Raw genomic sequence first — 17,169 nt, forward strand, 5'->3', positions numbered from 1 at the left:
AGATGAGCACCAAGGACTACCTGGAAAAGGACTACTACGCCGTCCTTGGTGTGCCCAAGACCGCCACCGCCGACGAGATCAAGAAGGCGTACCGCAAGCTGGCCAGGCAGTACCACCCCGACACCAACCAGGGCGACGCGACCAAGGAGACCAAGTTCAAAGAGGTCTCCGAGGCGTACGACGTCCTGTCGGACACCAAGCGCCGCAAGGAATATGACGAGGCGCGCACGCTGTTCGGGTCCGGGGTGGGCGGCCAGCGGCCGGGCGGTGGCGGTTTCCCGTTCGACTTCGGTGACCTGTTCGGCGGCACCGCCCAGCAGGGCGGCCAGACCGGGGGTGCGGGCGAGCGGCTCGGCGACCTGTTCGGCGGGCTGTTCAACCGGGGCGGATCGACCCGCACCACGACCACGTCGAGGCCGCGGCGTGGCCAGGACATCGAGTCCGAGGTCACGCTGACCTTCACCGAAGCGGTCGAGGGCACCACCGTGTCCCTCCGGCTGACCAGCTCCGCCGCCTGTGCGGCGTGCACCGGCACCGGCGCCAAGGCGGGCACGACCCCCAGGGTCTGTCCCACCTGTGAGGGCACCGGCGCGGCCAGCCGCAACCTGGGCAACTTCGCCTTCTCCGAGCCCTGCCGCGACTGCAAGGGGCGCGGGCTGATCGTGGACGTCCCCTGCCCCGTGTGCGAGGGCAGCGGCCGGGCCAAGAGCACCCGCACCATCCAGGCGCGCATTCCCGCGGGGGTGGCCGACGGCCAGCGGGTCAAGCTCAAGGCGAAGGGAGCGCCGGGCGAGAACGGCGGCCCGGCGGGCGACCTCTACATCCAGACGCACGTCAAGCCGCACGCCGTGTTCGGCAGGTCGGGCGACAACCTGACGATCACCGTGCCGGTGACGTTCTCGGAGGCCGCTCTGGGCGCCGAGATCAAGGTGCCGACCCTCAAGGGCATGCCGGTCACGCTGCGCATTCCCGCGGGCACTCCCAACGGTCGCACGTTCCGCGTGCGCGGCAGGGGCGTCACCCGCAAGGACGGAACGAAGGGCGACCTGCTCGCCAGCGTCGAGGTCGTCGTGCCGAAGACGCTCGACGACAAGTCGCGCGAGCTGCTCAACGAGTTCAGCACCGCGGTCGCGAGTGAGGACCCGCGGGCCGAGCTCATACAGCGAGCCAGAAGCGAGTAAGCCGATGGACGCCAACTATTTCGACCTCTCCGATGACACCCCTGTCTATGTGATCTCGGTGGCCGCGCAGCTCTCCGGGCTGCATCCGCAGACGCTGCGGCAGTACGACCGGCTCGGGCTGGTCAGTCCGGGGCGCACCGCGGGGCGCGGCCGCCTCTACTCGACCCGCGACATCATCCAGCTCCGCGAGGTGCAGCGGCTCTCCCAGGAGGAGGGCATCAACCTCGCGGGCATCAAGCGGATCCTCGAGCTCGAGAACGAAGCTCTGCGGCTGCGTGAGGAGGTCGTCCGCCTGCGCGCCGAGATGCGCATGGTCAGAGCGCTGATCCGCTACGAGTTGCCACCGGGGGCCTAGAAAGACATGGACTACAAGCTCACCCAGAAGAGCCAGGAAGCTCTCTCGGGTGCCATGCGGCGCGCCGCCGCGGAGGGCAACCCGGAGATCTCCCCCGCTCACCTGCTGACCACGCTGCTCTCCCAGACGGGCGGCACCGCCGTGCCGCTGCTCGAAGCCGTGGGCGCCGACTGGCGCACGCTGCGGGCCCGCACGGAGGAGCAGCTCGCGGCGCTGCCGAAGGCGCAGGGCTCGACGGTGGGGGCGCCGTCCAGCTCGCGTCACCTGCTGACGGTGCTCAACACCGCGGCCCAGCACGCCAACCGCCTCGAAGACCTCTACGTCTCGACCGAGCACCTGCTGGTCGGCCTGGCCGCCGACGGCGGCCAGTCGGCCGAGCTGCTCAAGTCCCAGGGCGCGACGCCGCAGGCGCTGCTCGACGCGTTCGAGAAGGTACGCGGCAACGCCCGCGTCACCAGCGAGACCCCCGAGGACACCTACCAGGCGCTGGAGAAGTACGGCGTCGACCTCACCGAGCGGGCCCGCGGCGGCAAGCTCGACCCGGTCATCGGCCGCGACTCCGAGATCCGCCGCGTGGTGCAGGTCCTCAGCCGCCGCACCAAGAACAACCCGGTGCTCATCGGCGAGCCCGGCGTCGGCAAGACCGCCGTCGTCGAGGGCCTGGCCCAGCGCATCGTGGCCGGCGACGTGCCGGAGTCGCTGCGGGGCAAGCGGCTGATCTCGCTCGACCTGGGTGCGATGGTCGCGGGCGCGAAATACCGCGGCGAGTTCGAGGAGCGGCTCAAGGCCGTGCTGTCGGAGATCAAGGACAGCGACGGTCAGGTCGTCACGTTCATCGACGAGCTGCACACCGTGGTCGGGGCCGGGGCCGCCGAGGGCGCGATGGACGCCGGCAACATGCTCAAGCCCATGCTGGCCCGCGGCGAGCTGCGCATGATCGGCGCGACCACGCTCGACGAATACCGCGAGCGCATCGAGAAGGACCCCGCGCTGGAGCGCCGCTTCCAGCAGGTCTACGTCGGCGAACCCACGGTCGAGGACACGATCGCGATCCTGCGCGGGCTCAAGGGCCGATACGAGGCCCACCACCAGGTGCAGATCGCCGACAGCGCGCTCGTCGCCGCGGCGGCGCTGTCCGACCGCTACATCACCAGCAGGTTCCTCCCCGACAAGGCCATCGACCTGGTCGACGAGGCCGCCTCGCGGCTGCGCATGGAGATCGACTCCCGTCCGGTGGAGATCGACCAGCTCCAGCGCAACGTCGACCGGATGAAGATGGAGGAGCTGGCCCTGTCGAAGGAGACCGACGAGGCCTCCGTCCAGCGGCTTGAGCGGCTGCGCCAGGAGCTGGCCGACCGGCAGGAGGAGCTCAACGCCCTCGTCGGCCGCTGGGAGCACGAGAAGGCCGGGCTCAACAAGGTCGGCGAGCTGAAGAAGCAGCTCGACGAGGCGCGCGGCGCGGCCGAGCGGGCGCAGCGCGACGGCGACTTCGAGGCGGCGTCCCGGCTGATGTACGCCGAGGTGCCCCGGCTCGAACAGGCGCTCAAGGCGGCCTCCGACGCCGCTCCGCCGGACAACGCCATGGTCAAGGAGGAGGTCGGGGCCGACGACATCGCCGAGGTGATCTCGTCGTGGACCGGCATCCCCGCCGGGCGGCTCCTTGAGGCTGAGACGAGCAAACTGCTGCGGATGGAGGAGGAGCTGGGCCGGCGTCTGATCGGGCAGCAGCGGGCCGTACAGGCCGTCTCCGACGCCGTACGCCGCAGCCGGGCCGGCATCTCCGACCCCGACCGGCCGACCGGGTCGTTCCTGTTCCTCGGGCCGACCGGCGTGGGCAAGACCGAGCTGGCCAAGGCGCTGGCGGAGTTCCTGTTCGACGACGAGCGGGCGATGACCCGCATCGACATGAGCGAATACTCCGAGAAGCACAGCGTGGCCAGGCTCGTCGGCGCTCCTCCCGGCTACGTCGGCTACGAGGAGGGCGGCCAGCTCACCGAGGCCGTCAGGCGGCGCCCGTACACCGTGGTGCTGCTCGACGAGGTCGAGAAGGCTCATCCCGAGGTGTTCGACATCCTGCTGCAGGTGCTCGACGACGGGCGGCTGACCGACGGCCAGGGGCGCACGGTCGACTTCCGCAACACGATCCTGATCCTGACCTCCAACATCGGCTCGCAGTTCCTCGTCGATCCCCAGCTGGAGAACGGCGCGAAACGCGAGGCGGTCATGGGGGCGGTGCGCGGCTCGTTCAAGCCGGAGTTCCTCAACCGGCTCGACGACGTGATCCTCTTCGACGCGCTCGGCACCGAGGAGCTGGCGCAGATCGTCGACCTGCAGGTCGAGCGGCTGGCGCAGCGCCTGGCCGACCGCAGGCTGACGCTGGAGGTCACGCCGGCGGCCCGCGAGTGGCTGGCGCTGACGGGCTACGACCCGATGTACGGCGCCCGCCCGCTGCGCCGCCTCGTCCAGTCCGCCATCGGCGACAAGCTGGCCAAGGCCGTGCTGTCGGGCGAGATAACCGACGGCGATCACGTCCAGGTCGAGCTGGGCGACGACGAGCTGCTCATCCAGCGCGCGTCCTGAACGGCCGCCCGCACGACGAGCCGCTCATTCGGCGGGCGTCCTGAACGACCGCCGGCTGACGGCGAGCCGCTCGTCCGGCGTCTGAGAGGCCGCATCGGAGCCCGGAGATCCCGCAGATCTCCGGGCTCCGGCGTGTCATGGCGAGGTCATCGGGCCGTGCCCTCGGTAAGGTTCGCCCCACTCTTCGGACAAGCCGCCGTTCCCCGTCCGGACAGGTGACTACGTTCAGCGTTCGTCAGATCACCGAAGTCGATCGGGGAGACGTGCAGGTGTCATTCCAGAGGATGCGGAGCATGATCGCGGTGGCCGCTCTGACCGCGGGCGTCAGCTGGCTGGTCGCCGGTCCCGCCACGGCCGCGAACTGCCGGAACGCCGAGCCGGGGCTGCTGTCGCCGCGCTCGGTCGCCACGTACTGCGACGAGCACACGAAGCTGCGCGTGAACGACAGCGGCTCGGGCAGCAGCCGGATGGTCGCGTCGGAGAGCAACAAGCTGGCCATGGCGGCCGGCGAGCTGGCCAGGCGGCTCGGCCTGACCGGCCTGGCGACGGGCCGGGCGGTGCTAGGCTCGGCCGACCTGGGCGGGATGGCCGCCACCTGGGGCATGCCGTCGCTCACCTCGGCCTCGCCGGCGATCCCCGTGGTGCCGGGGCCGGTCGCGATGAAGGACCTGTCGACGGTCGCGGGCATACCCGCCCTGCCGCCGCTGCCCTCGCTCCCGTCGGTGCCCGAGCTGCCCCCGCTGGCGCGTACCCCGCTGGAGGGCGACGCGCGGCGCGCCCAGGCTCCGCACCACAACTCGGTCGGGGGCACCGGGATCCAGTCGCCGACGGACCTGCAGCGGCCGGTGCGCGAGGTCGGCGAGGACGTCATCGGCGTGCTGCTGCCCAAGGCCGTGGAGAGCGTCGAGGGCACCTCGATGCTGCCCGGCGGCGAGGCCGCGGTGACCGGCTTCACCGGCCTCAAGCAGGCCCTCGGCCTGTGACCCTCCCAGTGACCGCTCATGTGGCCGGGAGCCCCGTGCGATGAGCCATCCGTCCGGGCGCGGATCGTGCCTGTCGCGCCCGGACCTCCCCACAGCGGAGGGGCCGTGGTCAGCCGCCGCGGCCCCTCCGACCGGCCTCACGCTCGGGCATCGGGGCTCGGGTCAAGGCTCACGTTCGAGCCGACGGCACGCGGGCACGGCGAAGCGAGCCGTGCCGGAGACACGTGCTCCGGCGGGAGATCGAGCCGTCAGGAGACGAGCTCGTCCAGCTCGTCCTCGGGCAGCCCCAGATCGACCCTGATCCGGTAGCGGGTACGCAGCAGCGCCACCTGCTCAGGATCGTTCTCCTCGCACCGCAGGGCGGCCTGGGTGGCCCATTCGAGCCCCCCTTTCAGGTCACCGTAGGCGACGAGGGTCTCGGCGATCGTATGGGCGGTCGCCGTGGAGACGTCGCCCTCCTTGCGGATCGTCTCGATGACCTCCCTGGCCTCGTCCGGCCGGTCCAGCTCGAAGAGCGTGTCGGCGATGCCGGCACGCGGATCGAACCCGGCCTCGCCGCCGTCCTCGACCGCGCGCTGGAAACACTCCATCGCGCGGGCGGGCTGGCCCGCCGCTCGCCACTCCTCGGCGGCGAGGACCAGGATGGATGCCCTCGAAACGTCTCCGGAGGAGTAGTCGAGCGCCACGTCGTAGAGCCGACTGGCCAAGGAACTGTGGTCGTCGGCCAGCAGGGCCTGCTCAAGCAGACGATCAAGGTGCTCACGGGTCACATGCGCCACAACGCCGAGACTACCGAGCCTGCCTGCCCTTTGCCCGGTCAATCCGCATCGCCGGTGAGGTGCAAATTCGGTAACGACTTGTCCATTGCTGGTCACGGAATGCCTATCTGCGCAGGTCACCGGGCATATAGAAGTCCTCAGCCGCCATGCGAGCGGAGGGACTGTGATGGGCATGTCCAAGCAGATGACCTTCACTCTGGCCTGTGCCGTCGTCCTGTCGGCCCTCGGCCCCGGCGTCGCCGGCTATCTGTCGGCCCGCTTGGAGGCCATCGAGGCCGCGGAGAGCAACCTGCGGGCGCTGGAGGCCAGGCTGAACGTGCGCGAGGCCAGGGACGCGAGACCGGCCTCCTATCGAGCCCCGTGCGTGCGCACACCGGGCGACGAGCAGACACCCACGACCGAACAGGGCGAACGCTGGCTCCATGACGTGCCGGGCTGGCTGGCCGGCCCGTCACGGGACCTCGGCGACAACGGCCACAACTGAAGGCGCCCCGCGCGTCTTCTTCAGCGCGTCTTCTCAAGCGGCGACCAGGACCTGAGCCGGCGGGCCAGGAAGCTCCTGATGAGCTCCTTGGCCGCCTCGACCAGCTCGGGCTCGCCCCCGGGATCGTGGCGGAAGGCCAGCTTGAGCACGGCGTCCCCCGCCTCGACCGCCACCATCACGGCCAGGTCGAGCTCGGCGCCGTCGGCCAGCCCGAACTCCTTCAGGCACAATCCGCGCAGCCGCCCCGCGATCACCATGTTGTTGTCGGAGTCGGAGTCGAGCAGGTTGAGGTCGACCGCGTCACCGAAGCGCAGGCTGCGGAATCCGGCGACCGTCCTGTGCATGTCGACGTAGATGTCGATGATCGCGTCGACGGCCTCCCACCAGCCGTGGTAGTCCTCCTCCAGGAAGGTGCGATCGACTCTGCGGACGAACTCCTCGACGTTGCGCCGGGTGAGCTCCTGGGTGATGGCCCGCTTGTCGGGGAAGAACTGGTAGACGGAACCGATCGCCACGCCCGCCCGTTCGGCGATGCGCGTGGTGGACAGGGCCTCGTAGCCCATCTCGTCGAGCAGTTCGGCGCAAGCGTCGAGCATCCGCTCGACGCGGCGTGCGCTGCGGCGCTGTGCGGGCTGCCGCCTGAGGGCTTGGGGTTGGACGCACTCATCATCCATTTGCGGCGAAGACACGGATTCATCTTCTCCTGTATGAGCGATCGTTACCCGCGATTTCCCGATTCTCCGCGACCACGCTCAATCGGGCGAGGCCACGCATCGCACGAGGGGAAACCCGTGACAGGACATATCCGATTTTTCCCTCCAGATTCACTGGCACCACAGCCTCATTTCTGTGCACCGCACGGAGAATGTGCGCGGCCACCCGCTCGGGCGGATACCCGCGCCGCGCCAGCCCTCTGACGGCCTCCTCACGCATTCTCTCCGTCGGGTACGCGGCGTTGCGCGCGATGGCCGTCGACACGAAACCGGGACAGACGGCGCTCACCCCGATGCCCTGGTCGGCCAGCTCGGCTCTGAGACAGTCGCTGAGCATCTTCACGGCGGCTTTCGAGGCCGAGTACGCGGGCAGCACCCTCGACGGCGCGAAGGCGGCCAGGGAGGCGACGTTGACGATGTGCCCGCCCTCGCCGCGCTCGGCCATGGCGGCGCCGAAGAGCCGGCAGCCGTGGACGACGCCCCAGAGATTGACGTCGAGGGTCCTGCGCCAGTCGTCCAGACTGTGATCGAAGAACCGCTTGGCGACCGCGATCCCGGCATTGTTCACCACAATGTCCGGCACCCCATAATCAGCGATGATATTTCGCGAGAAGTTCTCCATCTGATCGGCATTCGCCACATCGACCCGTACCGCGTATGCCGTTCCCCCGAGATCCCGGCCAATGGCATCGACGGCCTGTTTTGCCGCGTCAAGGTCGATATCCGCGCACACCACCTCGGCCCCGTGGGCCGCGAACGCCCGCGCGGTCGCCAGCCCGATCCCGGACCCGGCGCCGGTCACGACCACCAGCCGCCCGCCGAACGCCCCGCCGGCCCGCGCCCGGCGCAGCCCCCGCCCGGCCGGCGCGCCCTCGACGTGCTCGACGAACTCGCCGATCATCGCGGCGACGGTCCCGGGGCGGCTGCGCTGCACCCAGTGCCCGGCCGCGACCTTCCGCCGCCACAGCTCGGGAGCCCATCGCCCGACCGCCTCCGCCAGCGCCGGGGTGACGTACGGGTCGCGGGTGGGCTCGATGAGCTGCACCGGAATCCCGGGCACGCGCGGATCGAGCCCGGGGTCGCCGAGCGTGGCCGGCATGTTCCGCCGGTAGAGCCAGAGCCCGTTGCGCCCGTCCGCCGCCATGGTGGCCGCGGGATGCCCGGGCCGGAGCGCGACGCCCTCGCCCCGCCGCAGCGTACGGGAGACGAGCCGGGGCATGACCGAGCGCCAGGCCAGTTCGGGCAGCACCGGGAGCAGGAACGCGCCGATGTACCAGGACCGCAGCCGCTGCGCGGCGACGTCGCGCCGCCGCCCGTGCCGGAAGAAGTCCCCCACCTGCCGCAGCCCCGGCCCGCCGAGGCTGGTGAACGAGGCCAGCCGATCGCCGATCCCGTCCCTGCCGAGCGCCTCCCACCCCTGCAGCGAGCCCCAGTCGTGTCCGACGAGGTGGACCTTGGGGACGTCCAGGGAGTCGATCACCGCGCCGAGGTCGGCGAGCAGGCGGTCGAAGCCGTAGTCGCGGCGGTCGCGGGGCGGCGACGACGCGCCCGCGCCGCGGACGTCGTACCGCACCACCCGGAAGCGGTCGCGCAGGAGCGCGGCCACCTCGTCCCAGACGCGGTGCGTGTCCGGGTAACCGTGCAGGAGCAGCACGACCGGATGGCCGGGATCGCCCTCCTCGTGCACCGCCAGCCGTACGTCACCGGACTCGACCCACCGCATCGCGACCTCCTATTGGACGCCCTGTCCAGCAGGGCTGTCCGCAGGATAGATCGATCAGGCTCGCGCGGCCACCCGCGGCCCCGAGGTCAGGGGCGGGCGGCCAGGCCCGCGCAGCCGCGCAGTTCCTTCCAGTCCGCCACGGCCCGGGTCTTGGCCGAGCCCGTCATCGGCACCGGGACGCCGCCCTGGATGGTGGCCGGCGTCCACGTGTCCTTGAGGATCTTCCGCCCGTTGATCGTCAGCGTCAGCACCCCGGTCCTGCCGGTGGTGGCCGGGTCGGAGTTGTAGAAGACGAAGTTGCCCATGCCGTAGCTGACGTAGGCGTCGTCGAGGTAGCCGGAGCCGAGCAGGATGTGCGCGTGCCCGCCGACCACCACGTCGGCCCCCGCCTTGACCAGCTTGGGAGCCAGCGACAGCTGCGCCTCGTTGGGGCACTTCTGCAGCTCGGTGCCCCAGTGCAGGTGGACGATCACGGTGTCGGAGTTCTTGCGCGCCTGGCGTACCGCCTTCAGCAGGGCCGGCTCGTCCTTGGCCGAGGCCAGCCCGCCCTTGTCGGCCGTGGCCGTCCACGCCTGGATGAACTCGGCGTCCATCACCTGGGTGGCGCCGATGATCGCGACGCGGTTGCCGTTCACGGTCGTCCGCCACGGCCGGTACGCCTGCGCCGCGTCCTTACCGATCCCCACCACCGGGAACTTGCTGCGCTTGATCGCCGCCAGGGAGTCGGCCAGGCCGGTCTCCATGTAGTCCATGCCGTGGTTGTTCGCCATGGAGGCGACGTCCACCCCGGCGGCCTTGAGCGCGGTGAACGCGCTGGCCGGCGCCCTGAACGTGAACTGCTTGCCCGGCGCCGGCGTCCCCCCGGTGGTGACGGCCGTCTCCAGGTTGATCATCGATAAGTCGGCCTTGCGCAGCACGCCGGCGATCGGCCCGAGCGCGGTGCGCGGGTTGCTCAGCCGTCCGCGCAGCATCCCCTCGAAGTGCACGTCCCCGCCGAACGCGATCGTGTACGGCCGGCGCTGTGGCGTCGGCTTCTTCGACTTGGACGGCGTGGCGGTCACCGGCTGCTCGACCTGCTTGCGCAGCGGCTCCCGTTCCGGCACGGCCGAGCACGCGGCCAGCGGCACGAGGACGGCGGCGACCACCGGGAGGGTAAGGGGGAGTCTCATCTGCGGCACTTCCGCTCGAATACTGACTTTCAGGGATCGAGCATGCCATGCAGGACGGATTACCGCGCAGCCCCCCTGAGCTTCGCCAGCACCTCCCAGGTGTCGTCGTCCATGGGCGTGTAGACCACCAGCCGGATCTCGGGCGCGGCCGTGAGGTTGGTCGTGCTGAAGTGCAGGATCCCGTGCTTCGCGTGCTTGAACGCCTTCACCCTCGGCCCCGGCTCGGCCACCTCCTGCCGGGCCCAGAGCCGGGCGAACTCGGCGCTCTCCGAGCTGAGCCGGCGCAGGAAGTCCTGCCAGCACGGGTCGTCGGCGTGCCGGCTGTAGGCGCTCCTGAAAACGGCCACGGCGCGGCCCAGATCCTGGTCCCGGTCGAGCAGCGTCATGGTGGGCGAGGGGTTGAGGCAGGCCTGCCAGAGCGAGTTCCGCTCCCCTTCCGGGGCGTTCACGATCTCGGGGAACAGCTCCGCGTAGACGTCGTTCCAGGCCAGGGCGTCGCACCTGCTGTTGGTCACGCACGCGGGCAGGCCGCCGAGCCGGTCGAGGATCACCCGCATCTCGGGCGTCACCTGGGCTGAGTCGGCGGGGAACGGCTCGGCGGGCTGACCGGCCAGCCGGTAGAGGTGGTGGCGCTCGGCGCTGTCCAGCCTGAGCGTGCGCGCGATCGCGTCCAGCACCTGGCTGCTGGCGTTGATCGGCCGCCCCTGCTCCAGCCACGTGTACCAGGTCACGCCGACGCCGGCCAGCTGGGCCACCTCTTCGCGGCGCAACCCTGGGGTGCGCCGGCGCGGCCCCGGCGCGAGGTCGACCATCTCCGGTGTGATCCGTTCCCGGCGGGAGCGCAGGAACGCGGACAGGTCGGCACGTCTCTTCTCTGCCACCGTCATTCCTCCACTATGGGGCGACAGGGCGATACTTAGCCAGTTATCCCCAGTACCAGTATAAAGGGGCACTCGTTACTGGTACTGGATCACCGGCAGACTGGCCATCATGTCGCAAATTGCCGCTTCCTCCCCTCCTGCGCACACAAAGCCGCAGGAGAGCCCCAAGGCCGGCGGCCTGCTACTGACGATCATCCTCGTCGGGCAGTTCCTGGCCGTCCTGAACGTCAACATCGTCAACGTGGCCACCCCGACCATCGAGTCGGACCTGCAGTCGTCCGGCGCCGGACTGCAGATGATCATCGCCGGTTACACCATCGTCTATGCCGTCCTGTTGATCACCGGCGCCAGAGTGGGCGACCTGTTCGGCTACCGCCGGGCGTTCCTCGGCGGCCTGGCGCTCTTCACGCTCACCACGCTCGCCGCGGGCCTGGCGCCCTCGACCGCGTGGCTGGTGGGCAGCCGGCTGCTGCAGGGCGCCGGGGCCGCGATGATGGTGCCGCAGGTGCTGACGCTGCTCCAGCGCAACTATCACGGTGCGGCGAGAGGCCGGGCGATGGGCCTGTGGTCCTTGATGATCAGTGGCGGCATCGTGGCGGGCCAGGCGGCAGGCGGGATCCTGCTGGGCGTCGGCCTGGGCTGGCGGCTCGTGTTCCTGGTGCTGGTGCCGGTCTCCGCGCTGCTGCTGGTGGCCGGGTTCCGGGTGCTGCCCGCCGACACGGGCGGCGCCAGGAGCGGGCTCGACCCGTGGGGCCTGGTGACGCTGTCGGCGGCCGTGCTGCTGTTCGTGGTGCCGCTCGTGCTCGGGCGCGATCTCGGCTGGCCCGTCTGGGGCTGGATCTCGATGGCGCTGAGCGTGGCCGCCTTCTACGCGTTCGTCCGGGTCGAGCGGTGGGTCACCGCGAGCGGCCGCCGTCCGCTGGTGGACGCCGGCGTCCTGCGCGCGCCAGGCATGCGGCCGGGGCTGGCGGTGCTGCTGTTCGGCCCGGCCACTTGGGGGGCGTTCCTGTTCACCTCGGCGCTGCACCTGCAGGGCGACCTGCACATGACGCCGCTGGCCTCCGGCATGATGCTGGTGCCGTGCGCGCTGGCCTTCGGCCTGGTCGGGCTGGCCTGGCCGCGCCTGCCGCAGCGGCTGCAGCGCTCGCTCGTCCCGGTCGGCTACCTGGTGGCCGCGCCGGCCTATCTCGGGCTCGGGCTGGCCGCGGGGGGCGGGGTCGCGTACGCGGTCATGAGCGCGCTCATCGGAGCCGGGCTCGGCGTGCAGATCGCGGTGACGACCATGGTGACCGAGCGGGTGGACCGGGCGTACGCGGCGGACGCCAGCGGCGCGCTGCTCACCGTGATGCAGCTCGGCCAGGTCATCGGCGTCTCCACGGTGGGCACGCTGTTCATCACGCTGGAGTCCGCGTCCGTGGCCGCCTCGCTGCCGACCGCCGTCGCGATGGCGGCACTGGCCGCGCTGGCCGGGCTGTGCGCGATCTTCCTGGTACGGCGGCGCACCCCTGCCCTGACCTAATTTGGATCACTCGTTTATTTGAATGATTCAAGTTAAGGGGGTAGCTTGACGTGACGGCGACCGTCCCCCGCGCCGCAGGTCGTACGCGCCGGACCGCGGGAGACAGGTCGCACCAGCGGCGACGTCGAACCCCCGGAGGATCGTGATCATGAAGAACAGGCCCATCAGCACCGACGACGCGGGCATCCCCGCGCCGAGCGACGAGCACTCGCTCTCCGTCGGCCCGAACGGGCCCCTGCTCATGCAGGATCACTACCTCATCCAGAAGATGGCCCACTTCAACCGCGAGCGCGTGCCCGAGCGGGTCGTGCACGCCAAGGGCGGCGGCGCCCACGGCATCCTGCAGATCACCGAGGACGTCAGCCAGTTCACCAAGGCCAAGCTCTTCCAGAAGGGCGTCCAGACCCCGCTCTTCCTGCGCTTCTCCACCGTCGCCGGCGAGCTGGGCAGCCCGGACACGGCGCGTGACCCGCGCGGCTTCGCGATCAAGTTCTACACCGAGGACGGCAACTACGACCTCGTCGGCAACAACACGCCGATCTTCTTCATCCGCGACCCCTCGAAGTTCTCCGACTTCATCCACAGCCAGAAGCGCCGCGCCGACAACCACCTGCGTGACAACAACATGCAGTGGGACTTCTGGACGCTGTCGCCGGAGTCGGCGCACCAGGTCTCGTTCCTCATGACCGACCGCGGCATCCCGGCCTCGTGGCGTCACATGCACGGCTTCGGCTCGCACACGTTCCTCTGGTACAACGCGGCCGGCGAGCGGTTCTGGATCAAGTACCACTTCAAGACCGAGCAGGGCATCAGGAACTACACCGCCGACGAGGCCGCCGCGCTGCTCGCCGACCCCGACCACCACATCCGCGACCTGCACACGGCCATCGCCAACGGCGACCACCCGTCGTGGACGGTCAACGTGCAGATCATGCCGTTCGAGGCCGCGGCCGACTACCGGTTCAACCCGTTCGACCTGACCAAGGTGTGGCCGCACAGCGACTACCCCGAGATCACCATCGGCCGGCTCACGCTGACCAAGAACCCGGTGAACTACTTCGCCGAGGTCGAGCAGGCGGGCTTCGAGCCGTCGAACCTGGTGCCCGGCATCGGCGCCTCCCCCGACAAGATGCTCCAGGGCCGGCTCTTCTCCTACCCGGACGCCCACCGCTACCGGATCGGGCCCAACTACCTGCAGCTGCCGATCAACCAGCCGCGCAGTCCCGTCAACTCCTACAACTTCGACGGGCCGATGACCTTCACGAACCCGCAGGACCCGGTGTACGCCCCCAACTCCGCGGGCGGTCCCGCCGCCGACCCGTCGCTGTTCGAGGGCGAGCGCTACCACGTCACGGGTGAGATCGTGCGCTCGGCGTACCGCAGGCACGCGGAGGACGACGACTACGCGCAGCCGCGCGCGTTCTGGGAGAACGTCCTGTCCGAAGGCGACCGGACCAGCATGGTAGGCAACATCGTCGGCCACGCCTCGGCCCCCGAGGTGACGTCCGCGATGAAGCTGCGCGTCGCGGACTACTGGACCAACATCCACAAGGACCTCGGCGACCGCGTCCGCAAAGGCCTGGGCCTGACCTGACGCCGGCGACTTGGAGTTCCCTTAGGGAACTTCAACGTGCTACCTTTCTCAGGGTTCCCCGAAGAACCCACCTAGAAAGGGAGTCGATGACCTTCATCAGGCATTTCGACCACGTCGGCATCACCGTCGCCGACCTCGACGCCGTGACGGCGTTCTTCGTCGGCCTCGGCCTGGAGGCCGACCAGAAGATGGCCGTCGAGGGCGAGTTCCTGGACACCGTGATCGGCATGACCGGCGCCCGTACCGAGATCGTCATGCTGCGTCCGCCCGGCGGGGGCACGACGCTGGAGCTGTCCAGTTTCACCCGTCCGGACCACCTCCCGGGCTCGCCCGCCGCGCCGGCCAACGAACTGGGGCTGCGCAACGTCGCCTTCGAGGTGCACGACCTGCGGGCCGCGGTCGAGCACGCCGCGGCCGGCGGCTACGGTCTGGTGGGAGACATCGGCGAGTACGAGGGCATGTGGCGGATGGCGTACGTCCGCGGGCCGGAAGGCATCATCGTCTCGCTGGCCGAGCGCGTCGAGAACTGAGGAGACGGCATGAGCACCACTGTGACCGACGAACAGATCCAGACCCTGGCCGCGACCGCGAAGCCGTACAGTGTGGCGATCCTGCGGTGGGCGCCCGGGCGGACGATGGACGGCGCGGACGCGATCGAACTCGAACACCAGCGGCGCATGGTCTCGCTGCGCGCCGACGGGGTGATCGCCGTGCTGTGCCCGGTCGCCTCGGACACCGTGGCCGGCATCGCGATCATGACCGTCCCGGCCCCGGAAGCAACGGACATCATGACCGCGGACCCCTGCGTACAAGCCGGAATGATGCAGGTCGACGTCCACCCCTGCCACGGCTTCCCCGGAGACACCCTCCCCGCGTAACCCGCTGCTTTTCCCCATGCAGAATGTCCGCGGCCGGGAAATGCCTTTTCGCCTTTCCGATGAATCGCCGGCGAAAAAGCTCCCGCCCGCTGCCTCTCCATTGTCCGGAACAAAAGGCATGGGGGCACCTGGGCGTGGCGAGATTAACCCGTGGCGTTTCTCAGAGAAGATCAACTGAGTTGCGCACACAGGTCATTCGGTGCCACGATATGCGGGTTTTCCGCGGCACGCCGGACGGCGTGTCACCTACGACAGAGGCGCACCCCAGGCCTCTTACAGGACGGCTCTGGACGGTTGTGCCAGCAACATGCCAGAGCCGTTCGTCATGCGCGCGCGACCAGTGTGGCCAGGTCGAACTCGTTGTCCATGACGCCGGCTACGAAGGCGGTCCACTCGGCGGGCGTGAAGACGAGGACGGGCCCGTCCTCCTGCTTGCTGTCACGCAGTGCGACGTTGCCGTCCGCCAGCGGAGCGACCTCCACGCACGCCGTGGCGCCGTTGCAGTAGCTGGCCTTGCGCCAGGCCGCCTTCGTGATGTCGTTGTGCATTGTCTCCCCAAAGGGTGCAGAGGCTTCGTTGCCTCTTTGTTGAGGTAGCTTGTCAACGCCGCCAGAGCATGGCTTTGCGCTGGATGAGGACACGTGACTCGTCCACGTCGAGGGCCTCCGACCTGATGTGGTCGAAAGCCGACTCGTAGCCGGCCACCCGTTCCAGGTCGTCGACAAAGTGAGCAGTGTACAGCTGTTCCAAATACACGACATCGTCGAATGCCGCGAACTTCAGATGAATGAACGCACCGGTGTTGACCGGATGTAGTGCGTCCAGCGGAAGGACGTGCACGCTGACATGCGGCAGCAGGGAGATCTCCAGGAGATGCTCCATCTGCTCACGCATGACCGCGGGCTCGCCGAACCGGCGCATCAGCGCCGCCTCGTCGAGCACCACGCTCATCCGGCAGGGATCGCTCCTGTGCAGGACGCGTTTCTGCCGGTCGAGTCGGGCCTCCACCCGGCTGCGGACACCGCTGTGCGTGATACGCGCGATGCCGCGGGTGGCCAGGATGACCTCTCGCGCGTAGTCCTCGGTCTGCAGGAGGCCGGGCACAGCCTGGGGTTCCCAGTTGCGCTGGTAGGTGGCCTCCGCCTCCAGCCCGAGAAATCTTGTGTACTCCTCGGGCAGGGAGTCTTCGTAATCTTCCCACCACCCCCGCTGCTCCGCATCACGCAACAGGCCAACGAGCTCGTCAAGTTTGTCACCGTCAACGCGATAGAGCTTCGCCATGGCCTTGATGTCGTCGGCGCTGGGCATCGTCTTGGCCGCTTCGATGCGGCTCACCTTGCTGGCTGACCAGCCGAGATCTCTGGCCGCCCTGGCCCCGGTGAGCTTGCGCCGCTCGCGGAGGAAGCGAAGCTCCTGCCCTAGACGAAGTCGCCGAACCGTTGGACTGCCCTGCTGCGTTGGCACCGTCCACGCTCCTTCTCGGGAATGGAGGTGTAGCCGGAAGGGACCGTTTGGAGCCCGGCTTTCTGGGCCGTCCAGCAAATCTTACCCTGCAAGTTGCACGTACACTGCCGCACAGCCTTGCCAGAAGGCTTTCATGGGTAGAGCGTAGGAGCAAGACAAGCTCCGCTGAGTGGTCTAGAACGGGCAAAGATCTCCCGGCGACCCCCTATGGCCGACACTTCTCCTGCAAGTTGCACGGCAAGCCGCAAGAATCTTAAATCTTCCCTTGCTCAAGCTATTGCAGCATCGACGACCTCGGGGGACGATCAGATCCAGGAGGGATCTCGATGGTGGTGAGGAGGCCTGACATGACGACAGGGCCGCACACACCGAGCCTTCCGCTTCCGCTGGCGAGCCCCCGCAGGGGCCGCCTCTCCGGCAACGTCGCCGTCCCGGATACGAAACTCCACCCCAGGGAGGCCACTTGCCGGAAGGATCGCGCATTCGCCTAGAAAAAACCGCGCGAGTCTGCTCGATCGAGCACCAAAAAAGCCGGGCCGAGGCTGACCACCGGTTCACCGCATATGGGCTGCCACCCTGCGGAGAAACCGGTCATCAGCCGTCGGACCGGCCAAGAAGCCACCTCTAAAATGCCGCGAAAGGGGTCTTCTATGTACTCACAAGGTACCAAGGGACTCAGCCGAATCAAGTCCTGGATCCAGGAACTCATGGCGCCGGCCGACTACCGAATCTGCGTCGAGCCCGACGAATTCGCCTTCCGGATGGGCTGGACCGTGACGAAAACCGGTTTCGGTTCCCGCCGCTACCGCGACCCGCGCTTCGACCAGCTCCACCTGCCACGCAAGGTGACCGAGGAGGTGTCCTAG

Annotated in this window: 17 protein-coding genes; 10 read left to right on the forward strand and 7 right to left on the reverse strand. The window is 69.2% G+C overall.

All coding sequences use genetic code 11. The features are described 5' to 3' along the window. Positions 1-2: 2 nt before the first annotated feature. The 4 genes from dnaJ (at position 3) to OIE67_RS45350 (ending at position 5,099) form a co-directional block, all read left to right on the forward strand. On the forward strand, positions 3-1,181 hold the full coding sequence (gene dnaJ / locus OIE67_RS45335; protein WP_106246115.1) for a molecular chaperone DnaJ: 1,179 nt from the start codon (positions 3-5) through the stop codon (positions 1,179-1,181). A gap of 4 nt (positions 1,182-1,185) precedes the next feature. Continuing rightward, a complete protein-coding gene (locus OIE67_RS45340; RefSeq protein WP_106246113.1) occupies positions 1,186-1,536 on the forward strand; it encodes a heat shock protein transcriptional repressor HspR in 351 nt (116 codons plus the stop codon). A 6-nt stretch (positions 1,537-1,542) separates the two neighbouring features. Then, positions 1,543-4,116 carry an ATP-dependent chaperone ClpB gene (gene clpB / locus OIE67_RS45345; protein ID WP_326632230.1) on the forward strand — a complete coding sequence of 858 codons (2,574 nt, stop codon included), beginning with the start codon at positions 1,543-1,545 and terminating at the stop codon, positions 4,114-4,116. Between the two features lie 293 nt (positions 4,117-4,409). Next, a complete protein-coding gene (locus OIE67_RS45350; RefSeq protein WP_326632232.1) occupies positions 4,410-5,099 on the forward strand; it encodes a hypothetical protein in 690 nt (229 codons plus the stop codon). Positions 5,100-5,347: 248 nt separating this feature from the next. Here OIE67_RS45350 and OIE67_RS45355 read toward each other — a convergent pair whose 3' ends face one another. Further along, positions 5,348-5,878 (reverse strand): tetratricopeptide repeat protein, encoded by a 531-nt coding sequence (locus OIE67_RS45355; RefSeq protein WP_245956155.1) that lies wholly within the window; start codon positions 5,876-5,878, stop codon positions 5,348-5,350. Between the two features lie 172 nt (positions 5,879-6,050). On the opposite strand from OIE67_RS45355, the gene OIE67_RS45360 reads away from it, so the two are divergent. After that, positions 6,051-6,362 carry a hypothetical protein gene (locus OIE67_RS45360; protein WP_146178378.1) on the forward strand — a complete coding sequence of 104 codons (312 nt, stop codon included), beginning with the start codon at positions 6,051-6,053 and terminating at the stop codon, positions 6,360-6,362. Between the two features lie 20 nt (positions 6,363-6,382). Here the strand turns inward: OIE67_RS45360 and OIE67_RS45365 are convergent, their stop codons facing one another. From OIE67_RS45365 to OIE67_RS45380, 4 genes are all read right to left on the reverse strand, one after another. Then, positions 6,383-7,036, reverse strand: a complete 654-nt coding sequence (locus OIE67_RS45365) for a TetR/AcrR family transcriptional regulator (protein ID WP_364662648.1) — start codon at positions 7,034-7,036, stop codon at positions 6,383-6,385. A gap of 19 nt (positions 7,037-7,055) precedes the next feature. Continuing rightward, positions 7,056-8,798 (reverse strand): SDR family oxidoreductase, encoded by a 1,743-nt coding sequence (locus tag OIE67_RS45370; RefSeq protein WP_326632236.1) that lies wholly within the window; start codon positions 8,796-8,798, stop codon positions 7,056-7,058. An 86-nt stretch (positions 8,799-8,884) separates the two neighbouring features. Beyond that, positions 8,885-9,967 carry a CapA family protein gene (locus OIE67_RS45375; protein WP_326632238.1) on the reverse strand — a complete coding sequence of 361 codons (1,083 nt, stop codon included), beginning with the start codon at positions 9,965-9,967 and terminating at the stop codon, positions 8,885-8,887. Positions 9,968-10,026: 59 nt separating this feature from the next. Beyond that, on the reverse strand, positions 10,027-10,854 hold the full coding sequence (locus tag OIE67_RS45380; protein WP_326632240.1) for a helix-turn-helix transcriptional regulator: 828 nt from the start codon (positions 10,852-10,854) through the stop codon (positions 10,027-10,029). A 103-nt stretch (positions 10,855-10,957) separates the two neighbouring features. Here OIE67_RS45380 and OIE67_RS45385 point away from each other — a divergent pair, with 103 nt between their 5' ends. From OIE67_RS45385 to OIE67_RS45400, 4 genes are all read left to right on the forward strand, one after another. Further along, positions 10,958-12,367 (forward strand): MFS transporter, encoded by a 1,410-nt coding sequence (locus OIE67_RS45385; RefSeq protein WP_326632242.1) that lies wholly within the window; start codon positions 10,958-10,960, stop codon positions 12,365-12,367. Positions 12,368-12,515: 148 nt separating this feature from the next. Then, a complete protein-coding gene (locus OIE67_RS45390) occupies positions 12,516-13,961 on the forward strand; it encodes a catalase (protein ID WP_326632244.1) in 1,446 nt (481 codons plus the stop codon). 86 nt (positions 13,962-14,047) lie between these two features. Then, positions 14,048-14,491, forward strand: a complete 444-nt coding sequence (locus tag OIE67_RS45395) for a VOC family protein (RefSeq protein WP_106246094.1) — start codon at positions 14,048-14,050, stop codon at positions 14,489-14,491. A gap of 9 nt (positions 14,492-14,500) precedes the next feature. Then, positions 14,501-14,839: a hypothetical protein gene (locus tag OIE67_RS45400; RefSeq protein ID WP_326632247.1), complete on the forward strand. Its 339-nt coding sequence runs from the start codon at positions 14,501-14,503 to the stop codon at positions 14,837-14,839. 323 nt (positions 14,840-15,162) lie between these two features. Here the strand turns inward: OIE67_RS45400 and OIE67_RS45405 are convergent, their stop codons facing one another. Both OIE67_RS45405 and OIE67_RS45410 read right to left on the reverse strand, forming a co-directional pair. Then, positions 15,163-15,387 carry a DUF397 domain-containing protein gene (locus OIE67_RS45405; protein ID WP_106246091.1) on the reverse strand — a complete coding sequence of 75 codons (225 nt, stop codon included), beginning with the start codon at positions 15,385-15,387 and terminating at the stop codon, positions 15,163-15,165. 52 nt (positions 15,388-15,439) lie between these two features. Further along, entirely contained in the window at positions 15,440-16,303 is an 864-nt protein-coding gene (locus tag OIE67_RS45410; protein WP_326632251.1) for a helix-turn-helix domain-containing protein, read from the reverse strand. A gap of 650 nt (positions 16,304-16,953) precedes the next feature. Here OIE67_RS45410 and OIE67_RS45415 point away from each other — a divergent pair. Further along, positions 16,954-17,169, forward strand: a complete 216-nt coding sequence (locus OIE67_RS45415; RefSeq protein ID WP_146178377.1) for a hypothetical protein — start codon at positions 16,954-16,956, stop codon at positions 17,167-17,169.

This window comes from Nonomuraea fuscirosea (assembly GCF_035917475.1).
Lineage (GTDB): Bacteria > Actinomycetota > Actinomycetes > Streptosporangiales > Streptosporangiaceae > Nonomuraea > Nonomuraea fuscirosea.

What these genes read in the sequence shown, in the direction of transcription:
- dnaJ (WP_106246115.1), top strand. Translation starts at nt 3, where the DNA reads ATGAGCACCAAGGACTACCTGGAAAAGGACTACTACGCCGTCCTTGGT.
- OIE67_RS45340 (WP_106246113.1), top strand. Translation starts at nt 1,186, where the DNA reads ATGGACGCCAACTATTTCGACCTCTCCGATGACACCCCTGTCTATGTG.
- clpB (WP_326632230.1), top strand. Translation starts at nt 1,543, where the DNA reads ATGGACTACAAGCTCACCCAGAAGAGCCAGGAAGCTCTCTCGGGTGCC.
- OIE67_RS45350 (WP_326632232.1), top strand. Translation starts at nt 4,410, where the DNA reads ATGATCGCGGTGGCCGCTCTGACCGCGGGCGTCAGCTGGCTGGTCGCC.
- OIE67_RS45360 (WP_146178378.1), top strand. Translation starts at nt 6,051, where the DNA reads ATGTCCAAGCAGATGACCTTCACTCTGGCCTGTGCCGTCGTCCTGTCG.
- OIE67_RS45365 (WP_364662648.1), bottom strand. Translation starts at nt 7,036, where the DNA reads ATGGATGATGAGTGCGTCCAACCCCAAGCCCTCAGGCGGCAGCCCGCA.
- OIE67_RS45370 (WP_326632236.1), bottom strand. Translation starts at nt 8,798, where the DNA reads ATGCGGTGGGTCGAGTCCGGTGACGTACGGCTGGCGGTGCACGAGGAG.
- OIE67_RS45375 (WP_326632238.1), bottom strand. Translation starts at nt 9,967, where the DNA reads ATGAGACTCCCCCTTACCCTCCCGGTGGTCGCCGCCGTCCTCGTGCCG.
- OIE67_RS45380 (WP_326632240.1), bottom strand. Translation starts at nt 10,854, where the DNA reads ATGACGGTGGCAGAGAAGAGACGTGCCGACCTGTCCGCGTTCCTGCGC.
- OIE67_RS45385 (WP_326632242.1), top strand. Translation starts at nt 10,958, where the DNA reads ATGTCGCAAATTGCCGCTTCCTCCCCTCCTGCGCACACAAAGCCGCAG.
- OIE67_RS45390 (WP_326632244.1), top strand. Translation starts at nt 12,516, where the DNA reads ATGAAGAACAGGCCCATCAGCACCGACGACGCGGGCATCCCCGCGCCG.
- OIE67_RS45395 (WP_106246094.1), top strand. Translation starts at nt 14,048, where the DNA reads ATGACCTTCATCAGGCATTTCGACCACGTCGGCATCACCGTCGCCGAC.
- OIE67_RS45400 (WP_326632247.1), top strand. Translation starts at nt 14,501, where the DNA reads ATGAGCACCACTGTGACCGACGAACAGATCCAGACCCTGGCCGCGACC.
- OIE67_RS45405 (WP_106246091.1), bottom strand. Translation starts at nt 15,387, where the DNA reads ATGCACAACGACATCACGAAGGCGGCCTGGCGCAAGGCCAGCTACTGC.
- OIE67_RS45415 (WP_146178377.1), top strand. Translation starts at nt 16,954, where the DNA reads ATGTACTCACAAGGTACCAAGGGACTCAGCCGAATCAAGTCCTGGATC.